The organism is Thalassococcus sp. BH17M4-6 (genome assembly GCF_049323015.1).
Lineage (GTDB): Bacteria > Pseudomonadota > Alphaproteobacteria > Rhodobacterales > Rhodobacteraceae > Puniceibacterium.
In genome coordinates, this window is the sequence record NZ_JBMPGU010000008.1 from 155,790 (window position 1) to 174,163 (window position 18,374).

General features: G+C 65.0%; 23 protein-coding genes. All 23 read left to right on the plus strand.

Features of this window, described 5'->3' with window-relative positions:
• The first annotated feature begins 1 nt into the window (after position 1).
• A complete protein-coding gene (locus ACOXXX_RS13110; RefSeq protein ID WP_422827042.1) occupies positions 2-1,609 on the plus strand; it encodes a carboxyl transferase domain-containing protein in 1,608 nt (535 codons plus the stop codon).
• Between the two features lie 53 nt (positions 1,610-1,662).
• Positions 1,663-3,615: an acetyl/propionyl/methylcrotonyl-CoA carboxylase subunit alpha gene (locus ACOXXX_RS13115; RefSeq protein ID WP_422827043.1), complete on the plus strand. Its 1,953-nt coding sequence runs from the start codon at positions 1,663-1,665 to the stop codon at positions 3,613-3,615.
• Entirely contained in the window at positions 3,612-4,295 is a 684-nt protein-coding gene (locus ACOXXX_RS13120) for a glutathione S-transferase family protein (protein WP_422827044.1), read from the plus strand. The genes ACOXXX_RS13115 and ACOXXX_RS13120 overlap by 4 nt, the downstream gene beginning before the upstream one ends.
• Positions 4,296-4,298: 3 nt before the next feature.
• Positions 4,299-5,156 carry a hydroxymethylglutaryl-CoA lyase gene (locus ACOXXX_RS13125; protein ID WP_422827045.1) on the plus strand — a complete coding sequence of 286 codons (858 nt, stop codon included), beginning with the start codon at positions 4,299-4,301 and terminating at the stop codon, positions 5,154-5,156.
• Positions 5,157-5,190: 34 nt separating this feature from the next.
• Positions 5,191-5,973: a crotonase/enoyl-CoA hydratase family protein gene (locus ACOXXX_RS13130; RefSeq protein WP_422827046.1), complete on the plus strand. Its 783-nt coding sequence runs from the start codon at positions 5,191-5,193 to the stop codon at positions 5,971-5,973.
• Positions 5,974-6,200: 227 nt separating this feature from the next.
• Positions 6,201-6,566, plus strand: a complete 366-nt coding sequence (locus ACOXXX_RS13135) for an NADH-quinone oxidoreductase subunit A (protein ID WP_422827047.1) — start codon at positions 6,201-6,203, stop codon at positions 6,564-6,566.
• A complete protein-coding gene (locus tag ACOXXX_RS13140) occupies positions 6,557-7,174 on the plus strand; it encodes a NuoB/complex I 20 kDa subunit family protein (protein WP_422827048.1) in 618 nt (205 codons plus the stop codon). Before ACOXXX_RS13135 ends, ACOXXX_RS13140 begins: the two co-directional genes overlap by 10 nt.
• Entirely contained in the window at positions 7,171-7,779 is a 609-nt protein-coding gene (locus ACOXXX_RS13145; RefSeq protein ID WP_422827049.1) for an NADH-quinone oxidoreductase subunit C, read from the plus strand. The genes ACOXXX_RS13140 and ACOXXX_RS13145 overlap by 4 nt, the downstream gene beginning before the upstream one ends.
• Positions 7,779-7,952 (plus strand): hypothetical protein, encoded by a 174-nt coding sequence (locus ACOXXX_RS13150; RefSeq protein ID WP_422827050.1) that lies wholly within the window; start codon positions 7,779-7,781, stop codon positions 7,950-7,952. Before ACOXXX_RS13145 ends, ACOXXX_RS13150 begins: the two co-directional genes overlap by 1 nt.
• A gap of 196 nt (positions 7,953-8,148) precedes the next feature.
• The gene (locus ACOXXX_RS13155) at positions 8,149-9,369 is read left to right on the plus strand and encodes an NADH-quinone oxidoreductase subunit D (RefSeq protein WP_422827051.1); all 1,221 of its coding nucleotides are present in this window, start codon (positions 8,149-8,151) and stop codon (positions 9,367-9,369) included.
• Positions 9,366-9,689, plus strand: a complete 324-nt coding sequence (locus ACOXXX_RS13160) for a hypothetical protein (protein ID WP_422827052.1) — start codon at positions 9,366-9,368, stop codon at positions 9,687-9,689. The genes ACOXXX_RS13155 and ACOXXX_RS13160 overlap by 4 nt, the downstream gene beginning before the upstream one ends.
• A gap of 94 nt (positions 9,690-9,783) precedes the next feature.
• Positions 9,784-10,950 carry an NADH-quinone oxidoreductase subunit E gene (locus ACOXXX_RS13165; protein ID WP_422827053.1) on the plus strand — a complete coding sequence of 389 codons (1,167 nt, stop codon included), beginning with the start codon at positions 9,784-9,786 and terminating at the stop codon, positions 10,948-10,950.
• Between the two features lie 38 nt (positions 10,951-10,988).
• Positions 10,989-11,768 (plus strand): endonuclease, encoded by a 780-nt coding sequence (locus tag ACOXXX_RS13170; RefSeq protein WP_422827054.1) that lies wholly within the window; start codon positions 10,989-10,991, stop codon positions 11,766-11,768.
• A gap of 12 nt (positions 11,769-11,780) precedes the next feature.
• A complete protein-coding gene (locus tag ACOXXX_RS13175) occupies positions 11,781-12,002 on the plus strand; it encodes a DUF5337 domain-containing protein (protein WP_422827055.1) in 222 nt (73 codons plus the stop codon).
• Positions 12,003-12,090: 88 nt separating this feature from the next.
• On the plus strand, positions 12,091-12,417 hold the full coding sequence (locus ACOXXX_RS13180) for a hypothetical protein (RefSeq protein WP_422827056.1): 327 nt from the start codon (positions 12,091-12,093) through the stop codon (positions 12,415-12,417).
• A gap of 124 nt (positions 12,418-12,541) precedes the next feature.
• Complete coding sequence (locus ACOXXX_RS13185) at positions 12,542-12,943, plus strand: DUF5333 domain-containing protein (RefSeq protein ID WP_422827057.1); 402 nt, start codon at positions 12,542-12,544, stop codon at positions 12,941-12,943.
• A 4-nt stretch (positions 12,944-12,947) separates the two neighbouring features.
• Positions 12,948-14,966: an NADH-quinone oxidoreductase subunit NuoG gene (nuoG, locus tag ACOXXX_RS13190; RefSeq protein ID WP_422827058.1), complete on the plus strand. Its 2,019-nt coding sequence runs from the start codon at positions 12,948-12,950 to the stop codon at positions 14,964-14,966.
• Between the two features lie 5 nt (positions 14,967-14,971).
• Positions 14,972-15,373, plus strand: a complete 402-nt coding sequence (locus tag ACOXXX_RS13195; RefSeq protein WP_422827059.1) for a hypothetical protein — start codon at positions 14,972-14,974, stop codon at positions 15,371-15,373.
• 7 nt (positions 15,374-15,380) lie between these two features.
• Entirely contained in the window at positions 15,381-16,418 is a 1,038-nt protein-coding gene (gene nuoH, locus ACOXXX_RS13200) for an NADH-quinone oxidoreductase subunit NuoH (protein WP_422827061.1), read from the plus strand.
• Position 16,419: 1 nt separating this feature from the next.
• Positions 16,420-16,914: an NADH-quinone oxidoreductase subunit NuoI gene (gene nuoI / locus ACOXXX_RS13205; RefSeq protein ID WP_422827062.1), complete on the plus strand. Its 495-nt coding sequence runs from the start codon at positions 16,420-16,422 to the stop codon at positions 16,912-16,914.
• A gap of 70 nt (positions 16,915-16,984) precedes the next feature.
• Complete coding sequence (locus ACOXXX_RS13210; protein ID WP_422827063.1) at positions 16,985-17,389, plus strand: carboxymuconolactone decarboxylase family protein; 405 nt, start codon at positions 16,985-16,987, stop codon at positions 17,387-17,389.
• Entirely contained in the window at positions 17,386-17,988 is a 603-nt protein-coding gene (locus ACOXXX_RS13215; RefSeq protein WP_422827064.1) for an NADH-quinone oxidoreductase subunit J, read from the plus strand. The genes ACOXXX_RS13210 and ACOXXX_RS13215 overlap by 4 nt, the downstream gene beginning before the upstream one ends.
• A 77-nt stretch (positions 17,989-18,065) precedes the next feature.
• Positions 18,066-18,371 (plus strand): NADH-quinone oxidoreductase subunit NuoK, encoded by a 306-nt coding sequence (gene nuoK, locus ACOXXX_RS13220; protein WP_076446015.1) that lies wholly within the window; start codon positions 18,066-18,068, stop codon positions 18,369-18,371.
• The last annotated feature ends 3 nt before the right edge of the window (positions 18,372-18,374 follow it).

Here is an 18,374-nt window from a genome sequence, read left to right on the forward strand (position 1 = left end):
GATGAAGCTGCAATCCAAGGCGATGCCGGCCTCAGAGGCGTTTCAGGCCAATGTCAAAGGCCACCTTGCCGCCCTGCGCGTGGTCGAGGAGGCCGCCGCTCTGGCTGCCATCGGCGGCGGCGAACGGGCGCGGGATCGCCACACCGCGCGCGGCAAGATGCTGCCACGTCGCCGCGTGGCCAACCTGCTGGACCCCGGCAGCCCGTTCCTGGAGGTGGGGCTGACGGCCGCACATGACCTCTACGATGGCGATGCGCCCTGCGCGGGCGTGATCGCGGGGGTGGGCCGGGTACACGGGCGCGACGTCATGGTGGTCTGCAACGATGCCACCGTGAAGGGCGGCACTTATTATCCGATGACGGTCAAGAAACACCTGCGCGCACAGGAGATCGCCGAGGAAAACCATCTGCCCTGCCTTTACCTTGTGGACAGCGGCGGCGCGAACCTGCCCAACCAGGACGAGGTTTTTCCCGACCGGGACCATTTCGGGCGGATCTTCTACAACCAGGCGCGGATGAGCGCCAAGGGCATCGCGCAGATCGCCGTTGTCATGGGATCGTGCACTGCGGGCGGAGCTTACGTTCCTGCGATGTCCGACGTGACGATCATCGTCAAGGATCAGGGCACGATCTTTCTGGCGGGCCCGCCGCTGGTCAAGGCGGCGACGGGCGAGGTCGTGACGGCTGAGGATCTGGGCGGCGGCGATGTCCACACGCGACTGTCAGGCGTGGCGGATTACCTGGCCGAGGACGACGCCCATGCGCTGGCGCTGGCGCGCCGGGCGGTGGCATCGCTGGGGCCGGGGCCGGTGGGTTACAAACCCACCCTTCGCCCGGCCGCGCCGCCCGCCTATGATCCCGCCGACATCCTAGGGGTCGTGCCGCCGGACCTGCGCACGCCCTACGACATCCGCGAGGTGATCGCGCGGGTGGTGGACAGGTCGTATTTCGACGAGTTCAAGCCGCGCTTCGGCGAAACGCTGGTGACCGGCTTTGCCCATATCGAAGGCTGTCCGGTGGGCATCATTGCCAACAACGGTGTGCTGTTTTCCGAAGCCGCCCAGAAAGGCGCGCATTTCGTCGAGCTGTGTTCGCAGCGCCGCATCCCGCTGGTGTTTCTTCAGAACATCACAGGCTTCATGGTGGGGCGGAAATACGAAAACGAAGGCATCGCGCGGCACGGGGCCAAGATGGTGACGGCGGTGGCGACCACGTCGGTGCCCAAGGTCACCATGGTTGTGGGCGGCAGCTTTGGTGCGGGGAATTACGGCATGTCCGGAAGGGCTTATGGTCCTCGCTTCATGTGGACCTGGCCCAATGCGCGGATCGGCGTCATGGGCGGCGAACAGGCCGCAGGCGTTCTGGCCAGCGTCAAGCGAGAGGCGATGGAACGCGCGGGCGAGGACTGGTCCGAGAGCGACGAGGCGGCGTTCAAGGCGCCCACGGTCGAAATGTTCGAGCGGCAGTCGCATCCGCTTTATGCCAGTGCGCGGCTCTGGGACGACGGGATCATCGATCCGCGCAAGGCCCGCCAGGTGCTGGCGCTGTCGCTGCACACCACGCTCAACGCCCCGATCGAGGAGACCCGCTTTGGCGTATTCCGTATGTAGGTCCGGGGCGCGGGCCCACCGCCCGCTTTGCGTGCAAGACAGGAGCGCAGGCCATGTTTGACACGATCCTGATCGCCAACCGGGGAGAGATTGCCTGCCGCGTCATCGAGACGGCGCGCAGGCTGGGGCTGCGGACCGTGGCGGTCCATTCGGACGTCGATGCGGGCGCGCGGCATGTGGCGCTGGCCGACATGGCCGTGGGCATCGGTGGCGCCGCACCCGCTGACAGCTACCTGCGCGGCGAACGGATCATCGAGGCGGCGCTCGAGACCGGCGCGCAGGCGATCCATCCCGGCTATGGCTTTCTGTCCGAGAACCCCGATTTCGTTAAGGCCGTTGATGCGGCGGGGCTGGTCTTTGTCGGGCCTTCGGCAGACGCGATCCGCAAGATGGGCCTCAAGGACGCGGCCAAGCGGCTGATGGAGGAGGCGGGCGTGCCGGTGGTGCCGGGCTATCTGGGCGAGGATCAGGACCCGGATCACCTGGCGGCAGAAGCGGGGCGCATCGGCTATCCGGTGCTGATCAAGGCGGTGGCGGGCGGCGGCGGCAAGGGCATGCGCCTTGTGGAACGTGCCGAGGACTTTGCCGATGCGCTGCAAAGCTGCCAGGCCGAGGCGCGGGGCGCGTTTGGAAATCCGGCCGTGCTGATCGAGAAATTCATCGAACAGCCCCGGCATATCGAAATCCAGGTCTTCGGCGATGGCACACAGGCGCTGCATCTGTTCGAACGCGATTGTTCGCTGCAGCGCCGCCATCAGAAGGTGATCGAAGAGGCGCCGGCCCCCGGCATGACGCCGCAGATGCGCAACGCCATGGGGCAGGCGGCGGTGCGCGCCGCGCAGGCCATCGGCTATGCGGGCGCGGGCACGGTGGAATTCATCGTCGACGGGTCGGACGGCCTGCGCCCCGACGGGTTCTGGTTCATGGAGATGAACACTCGCCTGCAGGTCGAACATCCGGTGACCGAACTCATCACCGGCGTCGATCTGGTGGAATGGCAGCTGCGCGTCGCCGCCGGAGAGCCGCTGCCCGCGCGGCAGGAGGATCTGGCGATCAACGGCCATGCCTTCGAAGCGCGGCTTTATTCCGAGGATGTGCCCGCAGGATTTCTGCCCGCGACCGGCCGGCTGGCGCATCTTGCCTTTCCAGAGGGCGTGCGCGCCGACAGCGGTGTGCGCGCGGGCGACGTGATCAGCCCCCATTACGACCCGATGATCGCCAAGCTGATCGTGCACGGGGCCACCCGCGATATCGCCCTGCGCAAGCTGTCCCGGGCGCTGCGCGACACGCAGGTCGCGGGCACGGTCACGAACCTGGGCTTCCTGGGCGCATTGGCCGCACATCCGGGGTTTCGCAGCGGCGCGGTCGATACCGGGCTTATCGCCCGCGACATCGACGCGCTGACCGCGCAGCCCGAGCCTGCGCCGCAGGTGGTGGCGCAGGGCGCGCTTGTCGCGGCGGGGCTGGAGGGGCCAGGCGGATACGACACCGGCTTTACCCTCTGGCAGCCGATGAACCGGACCATCGATCTGCGCCGGGGCGGCGCCGATCTGCCGGTGATCCTGCGGATGATGGGGCCGGACCGCTGCGAAATCCTGGTGCCCGGGGCGACGGTTCTTGCGGACCGGCAGGCCGGTCCCTGGCGCTTTGACGGCGCGCCGGGCTGGGCGACGCATCGCGATGCCGACCGGGTCACGGTTTTTGCCGATCATGGGCTGAGCTTCGACGTGGTCGACCCGCTGGCCCGGGCGGCGGAAGCGCAGGCGGGCGGCAATGTGATCGAGGCGCCGATGCCCGGGATGGTCCGGCAGATCCTGGCCGAGGCCGGGCAGGCGGTGGCGGCAGGCGACAGGCTGGCCATTCTGGAGGCGATGAAGATGGAGCATGTGCTGACGGCATGGCGCGACGGCGTGGTGGCAGAGGTGCTGGTGCCGGCGGGCAGCCAGGTCGAAGCGGGCGCCGCGCTTATCCGGCTTGAGGAAGCGCAGAAGGAGGGCACGACATGACCGACAGGTTTCGGCTGCATCACGTGCAATACGGCCGGTCCTTCCGGGTGCTCTGGCTGATCGAGGAGATCGGGCTCGAGGATCGGCTGGGGCCGCTCGAGGTTGTCGAATACCGCATCGGCAGCGCGGAGATGCGCGAGGGCGATCTGCCGCGTGTGTCCCCGGCGGTGCGCATCCCGGCGCTGGAAATCGGCGATCTGGCGCTAAGCGAAAGCGGCGCCATCGTCGAATACCTGTGCGAAACCTACGCCCCCGATCTGGGCCGTACCGTGGGCGATCCGGAACGTCCCGCCTGGCTGCAATGGGTGCACTACGCGGAAACCATGGCCTCGCTGATCGAGAACCTGAACCTGCAGATGGTGTTCCTGCGCCCGCCCGCGAAGCCTGCGCCCGTGGTGGTCAAGCTGACGGTCGCGCGGCTCAAGGGCACGCTGGCGGGGATGGAGGCGCGGATGGGCGACCATGACTGGCTGTTGCCCGGCGGCTTTTCCGGTGCGGACGTGATGATGGGCTTCAACCTTTTCGCGGTGCCCTATTACGTGGCGCTCGATCCCTTTCCAAAGCTGCAGGCCTACAAGGCACGGATGGAGGCGCGGCCCGCCTACCAGCGCTGCGTGGCGCGCGAAGGGCCGCAGCGGTTCTATGAGCGCGACTTCTATCCGGTGCCCGAGGAGGGCTGAGCCATGTCCGAAAGGGTCGAGATCTTCGAGGTCGGTCCGCGCGACGGGCTGCAGAACGAAAAACGCCCCATTCCGGTGGCGGACAAGATCTCGCTGGTGGATTGCCTGAGCGGCGCGGGATTCCGGCGGATCGAAGTGGCGTCTTTCGTCAGCCCCAAATGGGTGCCGCAGATGGCGGGCAGCGCCGAGGTGCTGGCGGGGCTGACCCGCGCGCCGGGCGTGTCCTATGCCGCGCTGACCCCCAACATGCGCGGGTTCGAGGCGGCGCTGGCCGCGCGCGCCGACGAGGTGGCGATTTTCGGATCGGCCTCGGAAGGGTTTTCCAAGGCCAACATCAACGCCAGCATCGCCGAAAGCCTGGACCGCTTTCGCCCCGTGGCCGAAGCAGCGCAGGCGGCGGGCCTGCCGGTGCGCGGCTATGTCTCTTGCGTGGTGGAATGCCCCTATGACGGGACGACCGCGCCCGCGCAGGTCGCCCGCGTGGTGGCGGCGCTGCGCGACATGGGCTGCTACGAGATTTCGCTGGGCGACACGCTGGGCCGGGCCCGGGCCTCGGCGGTGGACGCGATGCTGGGGGCAGTGCTGGAGGAGGTGCCCGCCGAGCGTCTGGCCGGGCATTTCCACGACACCGCCGGTCGCGCGCTTGAGAACGTGGATGTCGCACTGGCACGGGGGCTGCGGGTTTTTGATGCGGCGGTCGGGGGGCTTGGCGGCTGTCCATACGCGCCGGGGGCGGCGGGCAATGTGGCGACCGAAGCCGTCATGGCGCATGTCGAGGCCGCCGGCTTTGCCACCGGCCTTGACGCGGCGGTGATCGCCCGGGCGGCGCGGCTGGCGCAAGGCCTGCGGGCGCAGGGATGACGGCAGGGCCGCAGGGATCGCGAAGGAGAGTGCAATGGCAGAGATGATCCGGGTGGACACCGATGCGCGCGGGGTTGCGACGCTCTGGCTGGCGCGGGCCGAAAAGCACAACGCCCTCTCGGCGGAGATGCTGATGCAACTTGAGGACGCGGCCGAAAGGCTGGCCCAGGATGCGCAGGTGCGCGTCGTGATCCTGGCTGCCGAGGGGCCGACGTTTTGCGCGGGCGGCGATCTGGCCTGGATGCGGGCGCAGATGGGTATGGACGCAGCCACCCGCCGCGCCGAAAGCGGGCGCATCGCCAGCGCGCTTGCCGCGCTGGCCGCCCTGCCGCAGCCGCTGATCGGGCGGCTGCAGGGCAATGCGTTTGGCGGCGGCGTGGGGCTGGCGTCGGTCTGCGACGTGGTGATCGGTGTGGAGACACTGAAAATGGGCTTGACCGAGACACGGCTGGGGCTGATTCCCGCCAACATCGGCCCCTACGTCATCGCCCGGATGGGCGCGGCGCGGGCGCGACAGGTCTTCATGTCGTCGCGCATCTTCGACGCCAGCGAAGCGGTGCGTCTGGGCCTTTTGACCCGCGCCGTGGCCGCAGAGGCGCTGGAGGCCGCCACCGAGGCCGAGGTCACGCCCTATCTGTCCTGCGCGCCGGGGGCTGTGGCCGAGGCCAAGGCGCTCTTGCGGGCCCTGGGCGGCACGGTGACGCAGGATCAGGTCGATCTGGCCATCGACGCGCTCGCCACCCGCTGGGAAAGCGCCGAGGCCCAAGAGGGCATCGCCGCCTTCTTTGACAAGCGCGCGCCCGGATGGGCCGGGTAGCCGCTGAACGGTTACCCAAGCGGGATGCGGGCGAGTCGGCCTGAGGGAAAGGCCCGGGCCGCGATCTGCTCATTTCCGGCGCAAGCTGCACTGGGACAGCGGCTTTTCTGGGCGTGCAGGGGGGTGGCGTCGGTTGACCCCACCGCGGTGCAGCGATAAGTCAAAGACTACGTCAACCCGCCACTGACCGTGCGCTGCCCGTCGGCGCGTGGGAAAGGAGCCTCCTCGTGGAAGAGATGCTGAGGGAATACCTCCCGATCCTCGTTTTTCTGGCCATCGCCATCGGTCTGGGCCTCGTGCTGATCCTGGCCGCCGTGGTCATTGCCGTGCGCAATCCCGACCCCGAAAAGGTCAGCGCCTATGAATGCGGGTTCAACGCCTTCGACGATGCGCGGATGAAGTTCGACGTGCGGTTCTACCTGGTGTCGATCCTCTTCATCATCTTCGATCTGGAGATTGCCTTTCTCTTTCCCTGGGCCGTGGCGTTCAAGGACATCAGCATGCTGGGGTTCTGGTCGATGATGGTGTTCCTGGGGGTGCTGACCATCGGCTTTGCCTATGAATGGAAGAAGGGGGCGCTGGAATGGGAGTGAGCGACGACAAGGCCCTGGTCACCGAGGTGCAGGGCGACGGCTCTCAGTCGGCGCGGATCAAGTCGCGCCCGTCGGTTGCCGCGCCTTACGGCACCAATACCGCGGGCCCCGACCGCGAGGTCGCGACGCAGAACCTGAACGCTGAACTGGCCGACAAGGGATTCCTGCTGACCTCGACCGAGGATATCATCAACTGGGCGCGCACCGGGTCGCTGCACTGGATGACATTCGGCCTTGCGTGCTGCGCGGTCGAGATGATGCACACCTCTATGCCGCGCTACGACCTTGAACGGTTCGGCACGGCCCCGCGCGCCAGCCCGCGCCAGTCGGATCTGATGATCGTGGCCGGTACGCTGACCAACAAGATGGCCCCGGCGCTGCGCAAGGTTTATGACCAGATGCCCGAGCCGCGTTACGTGATCTCGATGGGGTCCTGCGCCAATGGCGGGGGCTACTACCACTACAGCTACAGCGTCGTACGCGGCTGCGACCGGATCGTGCCGGTCGACATCTACGTGCCCGGCTGCCCGCCGACGGCGGAGGCGCTGCTTTACGGGATCATGGCGCTGCAGCGCAAGATGAGACGGACAGGGACACTGACGCGATGACCGACGCACTCAAGGAACTTGGCGGCCACATAGCGGGCAGGCGCCCGGATTGCGTGCTGAGCTGGGATGTGACGCATGGCGAGCTCAACATCGACGTGGCACCCGCGAACATTCGCGGTTTTGTCGAATTCCTGAAGACCGATTCCAATTGTCGCTTCTCGTCGCTGGTGGACATCACCGCCGTGGATTACCCCGAGCGGGCCAAGCGGTTCGACGTGGTCTATCACTTCCTGTCGATGTACCAGAACCACCGCATCCGCCTGCGTGTGGGCATCCGGGAAGAGGACATGGTGCCGTCGATCACCAGCGTCTATCCGGCCGCCAACTGGTTCGAGCGCGAGGTGTTCGACATGTTCGGCATCCTGTTTTCGGGCCACCCTGACCTGCGCCGCATCCTCACCGACTACGGCTTTCGCGGGCACCCGCTGCGCAAGGATTTCCCGACCACCGGCTATACCGAAGTGCGCTATGACGAAGAGCAGAAGCGTGTCGTCTATGAGCCGGTGAGCCTGGTGCAGGAATACCGGCAGTTCGACTTCATGTCGCCCTGGGAAGGCGCGGAATACGTGCTGCCCGGCGACGAGAAGAAGGAAGGGGCCAAGTAATGGGTGGCCTCTGGTGGTTGATCCTGTCGGCCCTGACGGCCATCCCGATGCTGAAGCTGCTGCCCTTCTTCGGCATCAACAAGTACTGGGCAATCGCCTGCCTCGTGCCCTTCGGCACCATCGCACTGCTGTGGTGGATGGGCATCAAGCTGCAAGAGCTGGAGAAGCTGTAATGTGGTGGGATGTGCTTGATGAAATTGGATCCTTTCTACTTGGTGCAGCAGCCTTCTTGGGAGTCTTGCGCGCAAGTCAAAAAAAACTTTGCGTCGCAAATGTGGAATCGCATCCTCGTGCTAACGGCTTGTTTTTCTTAGATCGGACTCCCCCACGACTCCCCCACGAAGTCATCAATTCAGAGGATCTTGCATAATGGACGGCTCCAAAGGTTTCGAAGACGCCCTGACCGGCGAGCAGAAGATCCGCAACTTCAACATCAATTTCGGCCCGCAGCACCCTGCGGCGCATGGCGTGCTGCGGCTTGTCCTGGAACTCGACGGCGAGATCGTGGACCGTTGCGATCCGCATATCGGCCTGCTGCACCGTGGCACCGAAAAGCTGATGGAAAGCCGGACGTATCTGCAGAATCTGCCGTATTTCGACCGGCTCGATTATGTGGCGCCGATGAACCAGGAACACGCTTGGTGTCTGGCCATCGAAAAGCTCACGGGCGTCGAGGTGCCGCGCCGCGCGAGCCTGATCCGGGTGCTTTACAGCGAGATCGGCCGCATCCTGAACCACCTGCTGAACGTCACGACGCAGGCGATGGACGTGGGTGCGCTGACGCCGCCGCTCTGGGGCTTCGAGGAACGCGAAAAGCTGATGGTGTTCTACGAACGGGCCTGCGGTGCGCGGCTGCACGCAGCCTATTTCCGGCCCGGCGGCGTACATCAGGACCTTCCAGCGGACCTTATCGACGATATCGGCAGCTGGGCCGATGAATTCCCCGCGGTTCTGGACGACATCGACGGTCTGCTGACCGAAAACCGCATCTTCAAGCAGCGCAACGCCGATATCGGCGTGGTGAGCGAACAGGACATCCTCGACTGGGGCTTTTCCGGTGTGATGGTGCGCGGGTCGGGCCTGGCCTGGGATCTGCGGCGCGCGCAGCCCTATGAATGCTACGACGAGTTCGACTTCCAGATCCCGGTGGGCAAGAACGGCGACTGCTATGACCGGTATCTCGTGCGGATGGAAGAGATGCGCCAGAGCCTGCGGATCATCAAGCAGGCGATCGAAAAGCTGAAAGCACCCGAAGGGCAGGGCGACGTGCTCGCCCGCGGCAAGATCACGCCGCCGCCGCGCGGCGAGATGAAGACCTCGATGGAGGCGCTGATCCACCATTTCAAGCTCTACACCGAAGGCTTTCACGTGCCAGAAGGCGAGGTCTATGCCTCCGTCGAGGCTCCCAAGGGCGAATTCGGTGTGTACCTTGTGGCGGATGGCAGCAACCGACCCTACCGTGCCAAGCTGCGCGCGCCGGGGTTCCTGCACCTGCAGGCGATGGATTACGTGGCTTCGGGCCACCAGTTGGCGGATGTGGCGGCCATCATCGGCACCATGGACGTCGTGTTTGGAGAAATTGACCGATGACCCGTATTCTGACCGCGCCGCTGGCGCTTGGTGCGTTGACGCTGCTGGGGGCCTGCGCCCTGCCGCCCGAGGGGGTGAACGACGCGCAGATCGCCAATTTCGACGCAGCGGTGGCGTCGATCGGCTGTGACCTGGTGACCGAGGCCGATTACATCCCGGTCGAGCTGCAGACCGGCATGACCCGGGCGCAGGTTCAGGAAACCGTGGCCTACAAGGTACAGCTGGAACGCGGCGTGATGTTGTCGAATGGCGGCTTCCGGTCGACCGTCGGCGCTTGTGCGCCCACGCCCGAAGCGGCGACACCGGCGGCGGACACCTGAAACGCCGTCAGATGGCCGCCGCGCCGTGTGCCTAAGGGCGCCGCCGGGGGCCGGATTGAACTGACCACGTGACCAGCGTGAAGGACATGCACCGATGCTGCGCAGACTGCACAAAGACCAACCCGAAAGCTTTGCCTTCACCCCTGCCAACCAGGCCTGGGCCGAAGCGCAGATCACCAAGTATCCCGAAGGCCGCCAGGCCAGCGCCATCATTCCGCTGCTCTGGCGCGCGCAGGAGCAGGAAGGCTGGCTGACGCGGCCCGCGATCGAAACCGTCGCCGACATGCTGGGCATGGCCTATATGCGGGCGCTCGAAGTGGCGTCTTTCTATTTCATGTTCCAGCTGCAGCCGGTTGGCAGCGTGGCACATATTCAGGTTTGCGGCACCACGTCCTGCATGATCTGCGGGGCAGAGGATCTGATGGCGGTCTGTAAGGACAAGATCGCCAGGAACCCGCACGAGCTGAGCGCCGATGGCAAGTTTTCCTGGGAAGAGGTCGAATGCCTGGGCTCCTGCGCCAATGCGCCCATGGCGCAGATCGGCAAGGATTACTACGAGGACCTGACCACCGAACGGCTGGCCGAGATCATTGACGAGATGGCGGCGGGCAAGGTGCCGCTGCCCGGCCCGCAGAACGGGCGGTATGCGGCAGAGCCGAAATCCGGGCTGACCAGCCTCAAGGATCACGAGAGCGACAAGCCCGAACATAACGCGAGCGTGCACCTCGCGGTCGAGATCGGTGACACGATCAAGCGCATCGACGGGAGCGAGGTGCCGCTGACGACCCCGTGGCAGGACCGGTCGGACACCAAGGGCGATGCCGAGCCCGGCCGCGGACCCGAAGTGGCCAAGGACGTGCCCGTGGATGAAACCGGCATCGACAAGCGCGAGGCGCCCGCCGAGGAAGCCGCGCGACCGAAGTACAGCGAAGACCGCGGCGAAACGGACACGCAACCCCAGTCCGATGGCGAGAACACCCGACCCGAATCGCTCGACGGGCCCCGCGACGGTAAGGCGGACGACCTGAAGATGATCAAGGGCGTCGGCCCGAAACTGGAAAAGCTGCTCAATAGTTTGGGCTTCTATCATTTCGACCAGATCGCGGGCTGGAGCGACGCGGAACGCGCCTGGGTTGATGACCACCTCGAAGGCTTCAAGGGCCGCGCCACGCGCGATGCCTGGGTGGATCAGGCAAAAGTGCTGGCATCCGGGAGCGAGACGGAGTTTGCTGGACGTGTTAAAAAGGGCGATGTGTACTAGACATTGCAAAAGCATAAACACGGTCAGGGAGTGAAGAAATGAGCGAACCCAACAAAGGGATGAGTTGCGGGCTGGGCTGTTGGGCCCTTGCCGCCGGTGTCGGGCTGCTGACGATTGTCCTGCTCTTGGTGCTGGGCAGTTTCGGCTGGATTGCCGCGATCTTTCTTGGCGGAGTTGTCTTTCTCCTGATCGGCGTACTGACCAGCTGGATCTTCTGCCGCGATCTGCCCGGACCGGTTGTGGGCCCGAACGCCGAAGGCCCGACACACCTGAGCGGTGCGCCCGACAAGACCGAAAAACCCGCAGCCGCGGCCCCGGCCAGCAAGGCGTCGGACGCGAAGCCGGCCGTGGCCACGGCGTCGGCCACAGCGGATGCCGAAGCGGGGGCGGCCGTGAAACCGTCCAAGCCGCTGGCCGGTCAGGAAGAACTCGCGTCGCGCAAGGGCACATGGAAATACGGTGCGGATGATGCGCCTGCCACGCCCGCAGCAGCAGCCGCCGCCGCCTCCGGCGGTGATGCCGGGCCAGGCAGCAAGCCCGTGACCTATGACGCGCCGCCCGAGGGGGGCGCGGACGATCTAAAAAAGATCAAGGGGATCGGGCCGAAGCTGGAACAGCTGTGCAATTCCATGGGCTTTTACACCTTTGCGCAGGTCGCGGCCTGGACCCCGCAGGAAGTCGCCTGGGTCGATGACAACCTGGAAGGTTTCAAGGGCCGGGTGTCGCGTGACGCCTGGGTGGATCAGGCCAAACTCTTGGCGTCCGGAGAGGAAACGGAGTTTTCTAAGAAGGTCGACAAGGGCGATGTCTACGACTAGGAAGCGGCTCAGTTGACGGACCGGAACAGCGATACGGCACGGCAGGGGCGCATCATCGCGCTGGTGATTGCCGGGGTGGGTCTGTTCTGGATCGCCGCAACCGCTTTGGGGGCGTCGCTGGAGTGGAGCAACCGGACCCGCGCGTTCTTTGACCTGGCCGCCCTTGCCGGGTTCGGAACGGCGATCTGGATGATCTACCAGCTCTGGCGGGCCCGCCGGAACGACAAGGACTGACCGAGGCCCCGCGGACGCGGCCTTGGTCGAGGGTATGAAAGCCACGCCGTGTGCGCACCGCGCCGCGCGATGGCGGCGGAGTGATGAGATGCGATTGATTGTGCTGATGATCTGCGGGGCCGCGATGGTGGCGGGCTGCTCCAAGGGGCCGAACCACGTGGCCTTTGACGGCGTCTATTACCGCGCCAAGGTCAAGGCCCCGCGCAACGACCGGGCCAATTTCGTCGCGACGATCAAGCCGGTGTCCAAAGGGCTGAACGGCGCGCGTGCCGCCGGCGCGTACGAGGGCGTCAAGCACTGCATCGAATATTACGGCACCAGCGACATCGAATGGGCCGTCGGCCCCGATACCGCGCCCGAGGCGCTGCCGGTGACCAATGACACGCTGACCTTCCGGGGAACCTGCATCGAGTGAGCGACTTTCACGGCATATCAATGGATTGCGGGCGCGGTTATTGCATATCCGCGCGCCCGATCCCCACCTGTGGCTGGACAGGCCCGCAGTTTGCGGGCCCTTCAAGCCTGCAAGGAGAGATGATATGCGACTGATCACGATGACGGGCCTGGCCCTGGCGCTGGCCGCCACGACCGCAACCGCGAAACCGTCGCTGCGCGACGTGGCCGAGATCGACGACGGATTGCTGGCGGTGGCGCTGGCCGACGAGATCCGCAAGACCTGTGACGATATCTCGCCCCGGCTGGTGCGCGCCTACAGCTATATCACGGCGCTCGAAAACCGGGCCAAGGAACTGGGTTATACCGAGGACGAGATCGAGGATCACGTGACCTCGAAAACGGAAAAGGCGCGGATGCGCCAGCGGGGAGAGGCGTACCTGAAGGCACGCGGCGTCGCCCCGGATGACAAGGCCGCGCTGTGTGCGCTTGGCAAACAGGAAATCGCGAAGGGCAGCCAGATCGGCGCGCTTCTCAGAGCAAGGTGAGACAATGTCAGACCTCCGCAAGATCAATATCGACGGCAAGGAAATCGAGGTGGACGGCGCGCTGACGCTGATTCAGGCCTGCGAAGAGGCGGGCGTGGAAATCCCGCGCTTCTGCTACCACGAACGCCTGTCGATTGCCGGCAACTGCCGGATGTGTCTGGTGGAGGTCGTGGGCGGCCCGCCCAAGCCTGCCGCAAGCTGCGCCATGCAGGTGCGTGACCTGCGCCCCGGCAAGGACGGGGAGCCGCCGGTGGTCAAGACCAACTCGCCCATGGTCAAGAAGGCCCGCGAGGGGGTGATGGAATTCCTGCTGATCAACCATCCGCTTGATTGCCCGATCTGCGACCAGGGCGGCGAATGCGACCTGCAGGACCAGGCCATGGCTTACGGCGTCGATTTCAGCCGCTACCGCGAACCCAAGCGCGCCGCGACCGATCTGGACCTGGGCCCGCTGGTCGAAACGCACATGACGCGCTGCATTTCCTGTACCCGCTGCGTGCGCTTCACGACCGAGGTCGCGGGCATCACCCAGATGGGCCAGACCGGCCGCGGCGAGGACAGCGAGATCACCTCGTATCTTGGCGAAACGCTCGATTCGAACCTCCAGGGCAACATCATCGACCTTTGCCCCGTCGGCGCGCTGGTGTCGAAACCCTATGCCTTTACCGCACGGCCCTGGGAACTGACCAAGACCGAAAGCATCGACGTGATGGATGCGCTCTGCTCCAACATCCGGGTCGATACCAAGGGCCGCGAAGTCATGCGGTTCCTGCCGCGCAACAACGACGGCGTGAACGAGGAATGGATTTCCGACAAGACCCGGTTCGTCTGGGACGGCCTGCGCCGCCAGCGGCTCGACAAACCCTATGTGCGCCGCGACGGCAAGCTGAAGCCCGCGACTTGGCCCGAGGCCCTGGCCGCCGCAGCCGAGGCGATGAAGGGCAAGAAGGTTGCCGGAGTGGTCGGGGATCTGGTTCCGGTCGAGGCGGCCTATGCGCTCAAGCAATTGGTCGAAGGTCAGGGCGGATCGGTGGAATGCCGCACCGACGGCGCGAAACTGCCCGCGGGTAACCGGTCGGGTTATGTCGGCACGGCCACCATCGAAGAGATCGACGATGCCAAGGCGATCATGTTGATCGGCGCCAACCCGGCGATCGAGGCGCCGGTGCTCAACGCCCGTATCCGCAAGGCCTGGACCCGGGGCGCCAGCGTCGGCGTGATCGGCGAAGCCGTTGATCTGACCTATGACCACGCGCATCTGGGCACCGGCCCCGACACGCTGACCGAGCTTCTGGGCCGCGATCATTCGGGCGTTCAGGAAAAGGCGTCGATGATCATCGTGGGCCAGGGCGCCCTGGCGCGCGAGGATGGCGCTGCGGTGCTGGCCGCGGCCATGGCGCTGGCGGAATCGACGAAATCGTCCTTCATGGTGCTGCACACGGCCGCGGGCCGGGTGGGCGCGATGGATGTGGGCGCCGTGACCGAGGGTGGCATCACCGCCGCACTCGAGGGGGCCGAGGTGGTCTATAACCTGGGTGCCGACGAGGGCGACATTCCCGACGGCCCCTTCGTGATCTACCAGGGCAGCCACGGCGACCGCGGCGCGCATCGTGCCGACATCATCCTGCCGGGCGCCGCCTATACCGAGGAACAGGGCCTGTTCGTCAACACCGAAGGCCGCCCGCAGCTGGCCCTGCGCGCGGGCTTCGCCCCGGGCGAGGCCAAGGAAAACTGGGCCATCCTGCGCGCGCTGAGCGCAGAGCTGGACGCGACGCTGCCCTTCGACAGCCTGGCGCAGCTGCGCCGCGCGCTGATCAAGGAGGTGCCGCACCTGGGCGAGATCGACGTGGTGCCGGAAAACGACTGGCAACCGCTCGATCGGGGCGACATGGGCGATGCGGCCTTTGCCAACGTGATGGCGGATTTCTACCTGAGCAATCCGATTGCCCGTGCCAGCGAACTAATGGCCGAGCTCAGCCGTAACGCAAAGGCGCGCAAGGAAACCCCGATCGCGGCGGAGTAAGGCCGATGCGTTCGCATTCGTCGTTTTGGGGGGCGGGGGCCGCCGCCCTTCTGGCGGCCTGCGCCCCGGTGCCCGAGGCAGAAGAGGACGTGCCCTTTCGCCCGGTCTACGAGGGAATCGAAACCCGCCTGCTCGACGGCGATCTGGTGAGCTTTGTGGTGTCGATGCGGGGTGCGCGGGGCCCCGAGGACGTTGCGGACTATGCAGAATGTGCCGCAGCGCAGTATGCTTTGATCCGGGGATACGGTTTTGCCCGGCATTTGCGCACAAATGTGGCCGAAGAGGGTGGCCTCTGGCGCGCAGATGCGGTTTACACGATATCGCCAGCTCTGCCTCGCGGCTTGAAGACGATCGACGCCGAAGTCACCGTGTTCAACTGCGCGGAAAACGGAATACCGATGGTGTGAGGACCTGATGGCTGATTTCTTTACCACGACCGGCGGCATCGCCCTGATCATTGTCGCGCAATGCCTCGCGGTGCTGGGCTTTGTTATGGTGAGCCTGCTGTTCCTGGTCTACGGCGACCGCAAGATCTGGGCCGCCGTGCAGATGCGCCGGGGCCCGAACGTGGTGGGTGTCTACGGCCTGCTGCAGACCGTGGCCGACGCGCTGAAATACGTGGTCAAAGAGGTGGTCGTGCCTGCGGGGGCCGACAAGCCGGTGTTCATGCTGGCGCCGATGACCTCGTTCGTGCTTGCCATGATCGCCTGGGCGGTGATTCCGTTCAACGACACCTGGGTGCTGTCGGACATCAATGTGGCGATCCTTTACGTCTTTGCCGTGTCCTCGCTCGAGGTTTACGGCGTGATCATGGGCGGCTGGGCCTCGAACTCCAAGTATCCGTTCCTCGGAAGCCTGCGTTCTGCCGCGCAGATGATTTCGTACGAGGTATCGCTGGGCCTGATCATCATCGGCATCATCATCTCGACCGGGTCGATGAACTTTGGCGACATCGTGCGCGCGCAGGACGGCGATTTCGGCTTTTTCAACTGGTACTGGCTGCCGCATTTCCCGATGGTGTTCCTGTTCTTCATCTCAGCGCTGGCGGAAACCAACCGCCCGCCCTTCGATCTGCCAGAGGCGGAATCGGAGCTGGTGGCGGGCTACCAGGTGGAGTATTCCTCCACGCCGTTCCTGCTGTTCATGGCGGGTGAATACATCGCCATCTTCCTGATGTGCGCGCTGACCTCGCTGCTGTTCTTCGGCGGCTGGCTGTCGCCGATCCCGGGCCTGCCCGACGGCGCGCTCTGGATGGTGGGCAAGATGGCGTTCTTCTTTTTCATCTTCGCGATGGTCAAGGCGATCACACCGCGTTACCGCTACGACCAGCTTATGCGCCTGGGTTGGAAGGTGTTCCTGCCGTTCAGCCTGGTCTGGGTGGTGTTTGTGAGCTTTGCCGCGAAATTCGACTGGTTCTGGGGCGCCTATGCGCGCTGGACGACAGGAGGCTGACATGACGCAAATGGACTATACCCGCGCGGCCAAGTACTTCCTGCTACAGGATTTCTGGGTCGGCATGAAGCTGGGGCTGAAGTATTTCTTCGGCGCCAAGGCGACGCTGAACTACCCGCATGAAAAGGGGCCTTTGTCGCCGCGGTTCCGCGGCGAACACGCGCTGCGCCGCTACCCCAACGGCGAGGAACGCTGCATCGCCTGCAAGCTGTGCGAGGCGATCTGCCCGGCGCAGGCCATCACCATCGACGCCGAACCGCGCGACGACGGATCGCGCCGCACCACGCGCTATGACATCGACATGACGAAATGCATCTACTGCGGCTTCTGCCAGGAGGCCTGCCCGGTCGATGCCATCGTCGAGGGGCCGAATTTCGAATTCTCGACCGAGACCCGCGAAGAGCTGTACTACGACAAGGCGAAACTGCTGGCCAATGGCGACCGCTGGGAATCCGAGATCGCCCGAAACCTGGAAATGGACGCGCCCTACAGATGATCCATGCGCCCGAAAGTTTGCAGCGAACTTTTGCCGTGGCTTTTGATCAAGGCCCCGAAGGAGGCGTGTGATGTCCGGAAAGACCCCGTTCGAGCTGATGATGGAACAGGCGCAGGAGATGGCCAAGGCCTTCAACCCGGCGCTCTCGTCCTTTGACCCCAAGGGGTTCGAAAAGCTCTGGCCGACGATGCCCAAGGATTTCATGGAAATGAGCTTTGGCAAGGGGGTGAGCAAGGAAGGTCTTGACGCCAAGACCCGGCTGCTTTTGACCCTTGCGGGGCTGACCATGCAAGGCGCGCAGGCCGACACGCAGGTGCGCATGACCGTGCGCCACGCGCTCGAGGCCGGTGCCACCCATGATGAGATTGCCGAGACCATCGCCCAGATGTCGATGTTCGCCGGCATTCCCGCCATGACCCGCGCGATGGAGCTTGCGCGCGAGGTGATGGAAGACAACAAGGATGAGGATTCATGAGCGTCTTTGCCTTCTACCTCTTTGCCATCAGCACCATCGCGGGGGGGCTGCTGACCGTGATCAGCCGCAACCCGGTGCATTCGGTGCTTTGGCTGATCCTGGCCTTTCTGTCGTCGGCGGGGCTGTTCGTGCTGCTGGGGGCGGAATTCGTGGCGATGCTGCTTATCATCGTCTACGTGGGCGCGGTGGCGGTGCTTTTCCTGTTCGTGGTGATGATGCTGGACGTCGATTTCGCCGAACTGAAGGCCGAAATGGCGAAATACATGCCGCTGGCGCTGCTCATCGGAATCATCCTGCTGATGCAGCTGACCATCGCTTTTGGCGCCTGGGAAAGCTCTGCCGCGGCCGAGGGGCTGCGCGCGCAGGTGATCGAGCCGGGGACGCAGAACACCGCGGCACTTGGCCTGATCCTGTATGACCAGTACTTCCTGCTGTTCCAGCTGGCGGGTCTGATCCTGCTGGTGGCGATGATCGGGGCTATCGTGCTGACGCTGCGCCACCGTGCCGATGTCAAGCGCCAGAACGTGCTCGCGCAGATGTACCGCGACCCGGCCAAGGCGATGGAATTGCGCGACGTGAAACCGGGGCAGGGGCTCTGACGCCGTTTTCCTTCAGGAAAACGCACCGGATTTCCTGAGAAATCCGGACAACGACAAAAGACGATGGGACAGAAGCGATGATCGGACTTGAACATTACCTGACGGTGGCGGCGGCGCTGTTCGTCATTGGCATCTTCGGGCTGTTTCTCAACCGCAAGAACGTGATCATCCTGCTGATGAGCATCGAGCTGATGCTGCTGGCGGTGAACATCAATCTGGTGGCGTTTTCAAGCTTCCTGGGCGATCTCGTGGGCCAGGTCTTCACGCTCTTCGTGCTGACGGTCGCGGCGGCCGAGGCCGCCATCGGCCTTGCCATCCTCGTCTGCTTCTTCCGCAACCGCGGCACCATCGCCGTGGAAGACGTCAACGTGATGAAAGGCTGATCC

Coding starts and splice junctions, on each gene's coding strand:
- ACOXXX_RS13110 (WP_422827042.1), top strand. CDS start 2: ATGAAGCTGCAATCCAAGGCGATGCCGGCCTCAGAGGCGTTTCAGGCC.
- ACOXXX_RS13115 (WP_422827043.1), top strand. CDS start 1,663: ATGTTTGACACGATCCTGATCGCCAACCGGGGAGAGATTGCCTGCCGC.
- ACOXXX_RS13120 (WP_422827044.1), top strand. CDS start 3,612: ATGACCGACAGGTTTCGGCTGCATCACGTGCAATACGGCCGGTCCTTC.
- ACOXXX_RS13125 (WP_422827045.1), top strand. CDS start 4,299: ATGTCCGAAAGGGTCGAGATCTTCGAGGTCGGTCCGCGCGACGGGCTG.
- ACOXXX_RS13130 (WP_422827046.1), top strand. CDS start 5,191: ATGGCAGAGATGATCCGGGTGGACACCGATGCGCGCGGGGTTGCGACG.
- ACOXXX_RS13140 (WP_422827048.1), top strand. CDS start 6,557: ATGGGAGTGAGCGACGACAAGGCCCTGGTCACCGAGGTGCAGGGCGAC.
- ACOXXX_RS13145 (WP_422827049.1), top strand. CDS start 7,171: ATGACCGACGCACTCAAGGAACTTGGCGGCCACATAGCGGGCAGGCGC.
- ACOXXX_RS13150 (WP_422827050.1), top strand. CDS start 7,779: ATGGGTGGCCTCTGGTGGTTGATCCTGTCGGCCCTGACGGCCATCCCG.
- ACOXXX_RS13155 (WP_422827051.1), top strand. CDS start 8,149: ATGGACGGCTCCAAAGGTTTCGAAGACGCCCTGACCGGCGAGCAGAAG.
- ACOXXX_RS13160 (WP_422827052.1), top strand. CDS start 9,366: ATGACCCGTATTCTGACCGCGCCGCTGGCGCTTGGTGCGTTGACGCTG.
- ACOXXX_RS13165 (WP_422827053.1), top strand. CDS start 9,784: ATGCTGCGCAGACTGCACAAAGACCAACCCGAAAGCTTTGCCTTCACC.
- ACOXXX_RS13170 (WP_422827054.1), top strand. CDS start 10,989: ATGAGCGAACCCAACAAAGGGATGAGTTGCGGGCTGGGCTGTTGGGCC.
- ACOXXX_RS13180 (WP_422827056.1), top strand. CDS start 12,091: ATGCGATTGATTGTGCTGATGATCTGCGGGGCCGCGATGGTGGCGGGC.
- ACOXXX_RS13185 (WP_422827057.1), top strand. CDS start 12,542: ATGCGACTGATCACGATGACGGGCCTGGCCCTGGCGCTGGCCGCCACG.
- nuoG (WP_422827058.1), top strand. CDS start 12,948: ATGTCAGACCTCCGCAAGATCAATATCGACGGCAAGGAAATCGAGGTG.
- ACOXXX_RS13195 (WP_422827059.1), top strand. CDS start 14,972: ATGCGTTCGCATTCGTCGTTTTGGGGGGCGGGGGCCGCCGCCCTTCTG.
- nuoH (WP_422827061.1), top strand. CDS start 15,381: ATGGCTGATTTCTTTACCACGACCGGCGGCATCGCCCTGATCATTGTC.
- nuoI (WP_422827062.1), top strand. CDS start 16,420: ATGACGCAAATGGACTATACCCGCGCGGCCAAGTACTTCCTGCTACAG.
- ACOXXX_RS13210 (WP_422827063.1), top strand. CDS start 16,985: ATGTCCGGAAAGACCCCGTTCGAGCTGATGATGGAACAGGCGCAGGAG.
- ACOXXX_RS13215 (WP_422827064.1), top strand. CDS start 17,386: ATGAGCGTCTTTGCCTTCTACCTCTTTGCCATCAGCACCATCGCGGGG.
- nuoK (WP_076446015.1), top strand. CDS start 18,066: ATGATCGGACTTGAACATTACCTGACGGTGGCGGCGGCGCTGTTCGTC.